This is a genomic window from Providencia sp. 2.29, assembly GCF_015832305.1.
Taxonomy (GTDB): domain Bacteria; phylum Pseudomonadota; class Gammaproteobacteria; order Enterobacterales; family Enterobacteriaceae; genus Providencia; species Providencia stuartii.
The window spans coordinates 3,271,752-3,280,980 of the sequence record NZ_CP065420.1 but is presented as its reverse complement, the minus strand read 5'-3'; the positions used below and the strand labels follow the sequence as shown (position 1 = coordinate 3,280,980).

9 protein-coding genes and 1 pseudogene are annotated in these 9,229 nt (G+C 40.9%); 2 read left to right on the top strand and 8 right to left on the bottom strand.

Annotated elements, in window-relative coordinates; genetic code table 11:
• Positions 1 to 134: 134 nt before the first annotated feature.
• Both chiP and I3B46_RS15490 read left to right on the top strand, forming a co-directional pair.
• Complete coding sequence (gene chiP / locus I3B46_RS15495; RefSeq protein WP_004918116.1) at positions 135 to 1,532, top strand: chitoporin ChiP; 1,398 nt, start codon at positions 135 to 137, stop codon at positions 1,530 to 1,532.
• Positions 1,533 to 1,600: 68 nt separating this feature from the next.
• Positions 1,601 to 4,279, top strand: a complete 2,679-nt coding sequence (locus I3B46_RS15490) for a beta-N-acetylhexosaminidase (protein WP_014657841.1) — start codon at positions 1,601 to 1,603, stop codon at positions 4,277 to 4,279.
• Between the two features lie 303 nt (positions 4,280 to 4,582).
• Here I3B46_RS15490 and fur read toward each other — a convergent pair whose 3' ends face one another.
• The 8 genes and pseudogenes from fur to I3B46_RS15450 all read right to left on the bottom strand — a co-directional run bounded on the left by fur (position 4,583) and on the right by I3B46_RS15450 (position 9,228).
• Complete coding sequence (gene fur, locus I3B46_RS15485) at positions 4,583 to 5,032, bottom strand: ferric iron uptake transcriptional regulator (protein ID WP_004918120.1); 450 nt, start codon at positions 5,030 to 5,032, stop codon at positions 4,583 to 4,585.
• Between the two features lie 173 nt (positions 5,033 to 5,205).
• Entirely contained in the window at positions 5,206 to 5,733 is a 528-nt protein-coding gene (gene fldA, locus I3B46_RS15480) for a flavodoxin FldA (RefSeq protein WP_014657842.1), read from the bottom strand.
• Positions 5,734 to 5,879: 146 nt separating this feature from the next.
• A complete protein-coding gene (gene ybfE / locus I3B46_RS15475) occupies positions 5,880 to 6,173 on the bottom strand; it encodes a LexA regulated protein (RefSeq protein ID WP_004918124.1) in 294 nt (97 codons plus the stop codon).
• A gap of 169 nt (positions 6,174 to 6,342) precedes the next feature.
• Positions 6,343 to 6,567, bottom strand: a pseudogene (locus I3B46_RS22520) (type I secretion system permease/ATPase); the annotation flags it as partial.
• A 39-nt stretch (positions 6,568 to 6,606) separates the two neighbouring features.
• A complete protein-coding gene (locus I3B46_RS22515) occupies positions 6,607 to 7,653 on the bottom strand; it encodes a tyrosine-type recombinase/integrase (protein ID WP_196993100.1) in 1,047 nt (348 codons plus the stop codon).
• Between the two features lie 201 nt (positions 7,654 to 7,854).
• Positions 7,855 to 8,100, bottom strand: a complete 246-nt coding sequence (locus I3B46_RS15460; RefSeq protein ID WP_196993099.1) for a hypothetical protein — start codon at positions 8,098 to 8,100, stop codon at positions 7,855 to 7,857.
• Between the two features lie 173 nt (positions 8,101 to 8,273).
• Entirely contained in the window at positions 8,274 to 8,906 is a 633-nt protein-coding gene (locus I3B46_RS15455) for an MT-A70 family methyltransferase (RefSeq protein WP_014657846.1), read from the bottom strand.
• Positions 8,893 to 9,228 carry a phage protein NinX family protein gene (locus tag I3B46_RS15450; protein ID WP_196993098.1) on the bottom strand — a complete coding sequence of 112 codons (336 nt, stop codon included), beginning with the start codon at positions 9,226 to 9,228 and terminating at the stop codon, positions 8,893 to 8,895. The genes I3B46_RS15455 and I3B46_RS15450 overlap by 14 nt, the downstream gene beginning before the upstream one ends.
• Position 9,229 lies beyond the last annotated feature (1 nt).

The following is a 9,229-nucleotide window of genomic DNA, read 5'->3' as shown; positions in this document are numbered from 1 at the left end:
TCTTGATAATTCGCGTTGCGAAAAATAGGCTAAGTAGGTACTCGTATTTTGTTTATCAAAACTAATCATTACTTAACGGGCGGCTACTGAAATTTATCACTGAAAAATAATATAAAAAACTGAGGAAACATCGAATGGTTAATAAAAATGTCAATCGTGGCAGGGGAATACTCGTGCTTAAAATAGGAATAGCACTCCTTCCTATTAGTTATCAACCAATAAGTTTTTCTGAGCAATTTTTAGATGATTCAACCCTTAAAGGCGGTTTGTATTATTGGCAACGTGACCGTTCGAGGAAAGAGTTAAATCCAGAAAGCGATAAATATAAGAAATATGTCGACAACCTTAAACATTCAACCGTGAATGCCAGCCTTGATTATTCTTCAGGTTATTTTCAGGATGTCATCGGTTTAGATTTAGCCGCATTTACAGCCATAGAATTATCCAATAGTGGCCCAGCGGCGCCTAATGAAATTGGTTTTAGTGATGCAAAAACGCGTTGGGATGAAAAATGGACCGGTGATCGAAGTGGTGTCAGCGTCTATAAAGCAGCGGCTAAAATGCAATATGGTCCGTTTTGGGGCAGAGGCGGTTATATCCAACCAACAGGACAAACACTATTAGCTTCTCACTGGAGCTATATGCCCGGAACTTATCGGGGTTTCGAAATCGGTGGGGTATTTGATTTCGCACAACAAGGGGCCTTGAGCCTGTCATATATGTGGACAGACCGTTATAAAGCGCCTTGGTATCGCGATATGTATAACTTCCGTGAAGCGGATGGCCAAACAGGGATCAGTTATTTGCAATCCCTTGGTTTTAAATATGATTTTAAAAATAACCTTGTTTTAGAGGCGGCTTATGGGCAAGCAAAAGGCTATATGGACCAGTACTTTGCTAAGGCCTCTTATGCTGTTCCTGTGGCTACACGTGACCTGCGGATGTCTTATCAATTTTATGGAGCAAAAGATAAGGTAACCAATGGTGGCATTAATGATGTTTACGATGGATTGGCGTTCTTGCAAGCCGTGACGTTTGGCTATACCTATGATCAGTTTGATTTTCGATTAGAAGGCACTTATGTGAAGGCAAAGGGGAATCAGGGCTATTTTTTACAGCGTATGACCCCGGGGTATGCGACATCAAATGGGCGATTAGATATTTGGTGGGATGGGCGCTCCGATTATAACGCGAATAATGAAAAAGCGCTCTTTGCGGGGGTGATGTACGATTTAGCTAAATGGGATCTTGCTGGTTGGAAAGTAGGAACATCATATATTTATGGATGGGATGCTAAACCCAGCACGAATACACAATATGCTCAAGATGTAAAATTAAAAGAAACGGCTTGGAACGTTGATATTTTATATACCGTTCAGACAGGTAAGGCGAAAGATACCTTATTTAAATTACATTTTACTAAATATGACAACCATACAGATATTCCAAGCTATGGTGGTGGGTTCGGCAATATATTTCAAGATGAAAAAGATATTAAGTTTATGGTCATGATGCCATTTACTATTTTTTAATAGCGCGGTCACTGCTATTAAAAAATAAAATAGCAGTGGTTGATTTTGAATTTAATATTGAGGTCACAATGAAAAAGAATTATTTAAGTCCTTTAGCATTATTCATATCAGCAACACTTTTTTCTACCGCAGTAAATGCTGAACAATCATCGGCTCAAGTCGTCGATGCATTAAGTGATATAGATGTGAAAATAAATGTGCTTGATAACCAAGCTGGTGAGCATGGTACTCACTGTGCTGCACTGGGTGCCGATTGGGCTGCATGTAACCGTGTCGATATTACCTTAACAAATGGCGATACTGCGATTGAATCCAACGATTGGGCGCTTTATTTTCATAGTATTAGACAGATTCTAAAACAAGATAACCCGCAATTTAAGATCACACATATTACAGGCGACCTTCATAAAATTACACCAACAGAGCAATTTAAAGGGATTAAAGCCCACGAAAAAGTGGTATTACCGCTAACGGGAGAATATTGGCAGGTTAGTTATTCAGACTTTATGCCTAGGTGGTACGCGACATCGGGAGATGCATCCCCACGCAACCTTAAGAGCACTGATACTCAAGATCCAACAACCTTTGTTACCCCCTTTGAACTGAAAAATTGGAAACGAACCGACGCCGATAACAATCTATTAATGACGCCAGAAAACCGCTATCAAAAAAACTTAGCGATGAAACCGTTATCTGAGCAGCAATTGCGAGGGCAAATCTTACCTACGCCATTTGATATCAGTTTGCAGTCAGAGGATGTTGATCTGAGTAAAGGCGTTAAATTACAACTAAATGGGCTAACGAAAGGTGAGTTAGCTGTTATTGAACAACACTTACAACTGAGCAAGCTAAAACAAAATAGTCACGGGTTCCCCATTGAAGGAAAAATCGCACCTAAGCAATTTTCTACTGAAGATCAAGTGAGTGGTGCTTACAAATTAGTGATCACACCGCAACGAGCCGAAATTATTGGTTATGACCGTATAGGGTTATTTTATGGTGTAGGTTCATTATTGTCAGCAGTAACTGAAGGTGACACACCGAAAGTGGCAGCAATGGTCGTGAATGATAAACCACGTATGGAATATCGTGGGGTCTTTTTAGACGTTGGACGAAATTTCCACAGTAAACAGGTGGTGATGCGATTAATTGACCAGATGTCACGCTATAAATTAAATAAATTCCATTTTCATTTAACCGATGATGAAGGTTGGCGGATAGAGATCCCCGGTTTACCTGAATTAACGGAAGTGGGAAGTCAGCGTTGCCATGATTTAACTGAGCAAAAATGTTTATTGCCGCAACTCGGGTCGGGGGCTGACAATAATAATATGGGGAGCGGCTATTTCACACGTGATGACTATATTGAAATTTTACGTTATGCCAAAGATCGCAACATTGAGGTGATCCCTGAAATTGATATGCCAGCCCATGCACGTGCAGCCGTTGTTGCTATGGAGGCGCGTTATAATAAGTTAAGCGCGGCGGGCGATGAACAAGGGGCAAATGAGTACCGCTTAGTTGACCCATCAGATACTTCAATAACCACATCGGTACAGTTTTATGATAAGCGCAGTTATTTAAACCCTTGCTTAGATTCATCACAGAACTTTGTCAATAAAGTCGTCAGTGAAGTGATGCAGATGCACGATGAAGCAGGTGTTCCACTGAAAACATGGCATTTTGGTGGTGATGAGGCGAAAAATATTCGCTTAGGTGCAGGCTTCCAAGATAAACGCGGCCCTATTGAGCCGGGCAAAGGTATTATTGATAAACAGCGCGAAGATAAGCCATGGGCAAAATCGAAAGCATGTCAGGCTTTAATTCAGCAAGGGGATGTCAGCGATTTTGACCATCTTTCCAGCCATTTTGCTAAACAGGTGAGTAAAAGTTTGCAACAAAAAGGCGTTACAACAATGCAAGCATGGCAGGATGGTTTAAAAGACGCTTCGAGTGCGAAAGATTTCGCCACTGACAATGTTCGCGTTAATTTCTGGGATACTCTCTATTGGGGAGGCTTTGACTCGGCAAATGATTGGGCAAACAAAGGCTACCAAGTGGTTATCTCCAACCCAGACTATGTCTATTTTGATATGCCTTATGAAGTTAACCCAAGTGAAAGTGGTTACTACTGGGCAACACGCGCGAGTGATGAACAAAAAGTCTTTGCTTTTGCTCCGAATAACCTCCCTCAAAATGCTGAAACCTCAGTGGATAGAGATGGGAATCCTTTCAGTGCGAAAAGCGACAAGCCTTGGCCGGGCGTATATGGTCTTTCAGGGCAATTGTGGAGTGAAGCCGTCAGAACGGATGATAAGGTCGAATACATGTTATTCCCTCGCATTTTGCCGCTGGCAGAAAGAGCGTGGCATAAGGCGCAATGGGAAAATGATTATCAATCAGGGCGTGAATATATTGGTGGTAAAACCCAATATGTTTCACAGCAAAAATTAGCAGATGATTGGAACCGTTTTGCGACTATCGTAGGGCAAAAAGAGCTTCGCCGCTTAGATAGAGCCGGAGTTGCCTACCGTATCCCTGTTCCTGGTGCAAAAATTGAAAACGGTGTGCTACTGGCGAATATCAGTTACCCTAGCTTAATTATCGAGTATGCATTGGCAGATAGCGATAACTGGCAGGTTTATTCGGCGGATAACCCACCCAAAGTCAATGGGAACGTCAAAATAAGAGCGAAAAGTCCAGACGGGGCGAGGGCGAGTCGTGTAGAAATCGTGACTCAAAAATAACGGGTATGTGGTGAGGGAGCGAATGAAGAGGCTCCCTCACGGTTTTATCGTCACCATACAATAATCACATTCTATTACCCGCCGAGCTTGGGTATCAGAACCCTATCAACCATACGACTTAATCTTTACTCAGCTGACAAAGGATTGAAGGGGACTCGTTAGGTTCTTGAAAGATCTCAAAACAGGATAAGTAAGGCATTAATATGAAGTGGGGAAGGCTAGAGCCCAGTGAGTACTGGACTCAAATCCCACAGCCTTTTTAAAAACTATCTATAGTCAGTTAAAGGCAAAGATTTACGGTAATTACTCTTTTGGATCGTGTGCATCCGCATTTTCACGGCAATCGCCATCAGCACAGTGACCATAAAGATACAAACTGTGGTTAGATAGTTTAATACCGTGGCGTGCAGCGATATTGGTCTGGCGCTCTTCGATGGATTTGTCAGAGAACTCGATGACTTTTCCACAGTCTAGGCAGATTAAGTGGTCATGATGGTGCTGTTGAGTCAGCTCAAAAACGGATTTACCGCCTTCAAAGTTATGACGTGTCACGATACCTGCATCATCAAACTGGTTTAATACGCGGTAAACTGTAGCCAGACCGATCTCTTCGCCCATATCAATCAGCTTTTTGTAGAGATCTTCCGCACTGACGTGATGGCACTCAGGCTCCTGAAGTACTTCCAATATTTTTAATCTTGGAAGAGTGACTTTGAGTCCAGCATTCTTCAATGCTTTATTGTTGTCTGTCATGCGGGTTTGTCCTGTATCTTAAATCATAAATTTAACAATAATGAGACGTTTTTAACATAAATTCAGTTGTCTTCTAAACTGATTTACAATTATAGGCATGGAAATAAAAAATAGAAACCATGCTTTGTCGCATTATTATAATAGTATTAATAAGCCTATTTCTAATTAGTCGATTAGCCTAAAATTTCAGACAAAGACATCTCTTCTGAAATTTGCTGTACCCATGCATCAACACGTTCTTCGGTGAGTTCCGGCTGGCGATCTTCATCAATAGCAAGGCCGATAAAGTGGTTATCATCCGCCATTCCTTTAGATGCTTCAAAATGGTAGCCATCAGTTGGCCAATGACCGACGATCACTGCACCGCGTGGCTCGATAATATCGCGAATGGTTCCCATCGCATCACAGAAGTACTCCGCATAGTCTTCTTGGTCGCCACAGCCGAATAAAGCAACAAGTTTACCTTCAAAGTCAATTTCTTCGAGTGTTGGGAAGAAGTCATCCCAATCACATTGGGCTTCACCATAGTACCAAGTTGGGATACCGAGAAGCAGAATATCGAATGCTTCAATATCTTCTTTACTGCACTTTGCAATATCATGAACTTCCGCGTTCTCGTTGCCTAATCTCTTTTGGATCATCTTGGCAATATTTTCTGTATTACCAGTGTCACTACCGAAGAAAATGCCTATGACTGCCATAAAGTGAATAACCTCTTGTTTTTCCAATCTGGTTTACTAAAGCCAGATAGGGCTAAATTTGAACTAAAGTACCTAGAATTTTGACCCTATTTTGGCGAAAAAGCGTGAATAAATCTGTCGAATTTGTGTGGTTTATGAAGACGAAACTATTGACCAGAAGGCTCATAGACTAGCGCTAGCTGTGACATTAACATCTCTTCTATCAACTCACTACGGCTCATGTTTTTTTCATTCGCCAATTGATTCAATATCGTGACAGCATCTTCATTAAGTTTTAATTCAACGCGGCGTAGTCCTTTGACCTTATCACGCTTAAGTTGATTACGTTTGTTGATTCTTAATTGTTCATCCCGCGACAGCGGACTTGTTTTAGGTCGCCCAGGCCTGCGTTCCTCAGCGAACAAATCAAGGGTGGTGCGATCAGTTTGTTCTTTTGCCATATATTTTTACTGCTAAAGGGCGTATACCAATAATCCAGCGCGCAATAATACCCTAGCTGACTCCCTTGTACCATAGCGTATGTCGAGCGAAAGTTATTGATAGTAAAAAAAAGAGCTGTTTGTTGGAAAAAGCACCAGCCGAGCGCATGCTGGTGCTTTGACGGTACTATTATTGAGTTTGCTGCCGCCATAAATGTGCATATAACCCATTTTGCTGAAGCAAATTTTGATGGTTATCCATTTCAGCCACCTTACCGTCGCAAATTACACAAATGCGATCCGCATGCATGATAGTATTCAAACGGTGCGCAATACTGATCACTGTCCGTCCTTGTGTGATTAAAGGCATATTCGCCATGATGGCGGCTTCGGATTCATAGTCTAAAGTTGAAGTGATTTTGAATTCTGGATGTGTGAAATTAATCGTTATACATCAGCCAGTTAAAAGAGTTAAGTGTGGCTTTTGGCTGGCTTCATTCTTCGGCTGTGTCGAAATTGTGACGTGCTCACTATATTTGGTTAAATGTTGACCGCTAAAGTGAGCATATTTCTGAACCATTTCTAATGTCTCCCATCCTCCCATTTCTTTTAACACCATTAACGGAGTTCCACTTTGTGCGTGCCAACTTGCCCAAGTGTGTCTCAAGTCGTGAAAAGTGAAATCAGTTATACCGGAATCAATCAACGCTTGATAATAGCATTCACGATAATAGTTATTCCTTCGCTTTCCTTTGTTGGAAAACACATATTCACCATCCTTTTCAATTCCATTTAGAATCTCAATGGCCACGTCATTTAGCGGAACTGGTCTGGCTCTCCCTGATTTCGCGTTATCAGCAGTAACGTGAGCAACCCTTCTAGCTAAATCAACACTCTTCCATTTTAATGATAATATTTCATTTTTACGCATTCCTGTAAGCAATGCGATTGCTACGAAATCCCTCATCCACTTAACTTTAAGGTTTGATAGGAGCAGCTCAGCCTCCCATTTCTCCAGCCATCGAACCCTTACGGTGGGCTCTTTCATTCGTGGGATGTATGTTGACCGAGCCAGCCATCCCATCTTGTGAGCTAGTGAAAATGCACGCATAATAAAAGAACGATATCTATTCTGTGTTGCGTTGGATAGCTTTCTCTTTGTTTTTGGATTATAAACGGGCAAAGAGTTAGCTATTTCATCACTGGTTATTGTAGATATTTTCCTTCCTTTAAATACACACTGGAAATATTCAGCGTAGGCAAGTTTTGTAGGAAATGATGCTTGTCCTTCGGCATCTTTTAAAGCCAACAACATCATTTCCTCAAACGACCTATCAGGAATCCTGTTCAGTTTTTCCATTTGCCATAGGTCATGTTTTAACTTGTCATGATACTCTTGGGCTTTGACTTTATCCTCCGTGCCAGCAGATTTTCTAATTCTTTCTCCGCTTGGTGCTGTAACGTCAACCCAGTATTTCTTACCTCTTTTGTAGATCGGCATGTTTTCCTCCCGCTACCGACTACAGCCAGCCGATAGACATTATTGTCGTTAAACTGCGCCTGTTCAAACTTTTTCAGGCTTTCCTTGTTTGCTCTCCATGAGCTACCGACCCTGAACATGTAATATTTAGCAGGGTTGCGGTATACCGTTGAAGATGACAGCCGGATCATCGATGCGTATTCTTTTATTGTATAAAGAGAGTCATCCACTATTAATCTCCTTATCGATAGAGTTGACGTAATAAGTCAACCACATAATCGGTGGGAATTTCTTGTGTTTTTCGCTGAGTGTTAATTGAAACTTCGGAAGGTAATCTTTAAGTATTGCCGCGCTTTGTTTATCGCTGAGTTTTTTGAGTTGCTTTAATTTGTCTCTGCATTCCCTTGCTATCTTTCGGCGTCCGTTTTCAAGCGTTACATCATCCATTCTTCCTTCTATATTTCTCATAATCATCCCCGCAATCTTTACTGCAATATGCGCTATTTGGTTTTGCTGGCATTTCTTCACACCAGATGCACATTCCGTTTATTGATTTAACTATCGGCTGGCGATTTGATAATGCTGCTTGAATTCTTAATTCGTTGAGTTCGTTTGCTGAGTCGATAATGTCCATAATTCACCTATGCTATTTTCAATACGTTATTAAATTGAATATTGCTTTCCACCTGATCCCCGAATACATCCCAATCGCCAAATTTTTCACGAGCGAATAATTCGATGCGTGGCACGTCTCCATATAGTTCCTCTAACCTGTGATGTACTTCCTTTGGCTTTTCACTATGATCACCAAGGCATGAGTAAACAACTTGTCGAACACTGGCGGACTGACGTGGTAGACCATTACCACGAACAGCTATCAGGCATATTTCTGCATTTGCACGAGTGTAATTACCACCATTAATTTTCGTTTCGTTATTTAAAATATCCATATAATCGTAGGCATCGAATAGCTCACCGTTTTGTATTTGCTTTGTTATTCTTTCCATTGCCAATTTATTTAATTTAACCCACACGAAACCAAGCATAGTTTTAACTTTAAATCCCCATGCTTCGGATAGCTTAATTGCTTCAAGTGCAAAATTACCCGTGTACCACATGCACAGTACGGAGTTTTCAGAGGCTATAGTTTCTATGGGTAATCTGGATAGGGAATATAAGTCGGTAGTATTGTAATGATTGGTTGCCGCTCCGTTTGATGCTTTATTATTATATTGCCAAGGCGGGTCAGCGAGAATTAAGTCATACTTTTTCATTCTCCGCATCCTTCATCATTAAGAACACTTCCATAGCGGCGCGATATAGGTTTTTATTTACTGAGTAAATATCATGATAAAAAAGAGATTCAGAAATCCACTCGTCGCTATCGTATCTTGGTGACAAAGTTAATTTATTCTCAATAATAATCGGCATTGCATCGGATGGGTTGTTGCATGGGTCGAATACTTGATATTTACCTTTGATATTATAAGTAATAACGCCATTAGGTAAGAATCTAAAATATTTATGCTTTATTTTTGCTTTGTGAAATACAGCTTTATTAATCTCGAAGTCAGATAGTTCAGTGTATTTATTCATT

Coding starts and splice junctions, on each gene's coding strand:
- I3B46_RS15490 (WP_014657841.1), top strand. CDS start 1,601: ATGAAAAAGAATTATTTAAGTCCTTTAGCATTATTCATATCAGCAACA.
- fur (WP_004918120.1), bottom strand. CDS start 5,032: ATGACAGACAACAATAAAGCATTGAAGAATGCTGGACTCAAAGTCACT.
- fldA (WP_014657842.1), bottom strand. CDS start 5,733: ATGGCAGTCATAGGCATTTTCTTCGGTAGTGACACTGGTAATACAGAA.
- I3B46_RS22515 (WP_196993100.1), bottom strand. CDS start 7,653: ATGCCGATCTACAAAAGAGGTAAGAAATACTGGGTTGACGTTACAGCA.
- chiP (WP_004918116.1), top strand. CDS start 135: ATGGTTAATAAAAATGTCAATCGTGGCAGGGGAATACTCGTGCTTAAA.
- I3B46_RS15460 (WP_196993099.1), bottom strand. CDS start 8,100: ATGAGAAATATAGAAGGAAGAATGGATGATGTAACGCTTGAAAACGGA.
- I3B46_RS15450 (WP_196993098.1), bottom strand. CDS start 9,228: ATGAATAAATACACTGAACTATCTGACTTCGAGATTAATAAAGCTGTA.
- ybfE (WP_004918124.1), bottom strand. CDS start 6,173: ATGGCAAAAGAACAAACTGATCGCACCACCCTTGATTTGTTCGCTGAG.
- I3B46_RS15455 (WP_014657846.1), bottom strand. CDS start 8,906: ATGAAAAAGTATGACTTAATTCTCGCTGACCCGCCTTGGCAATATAAT.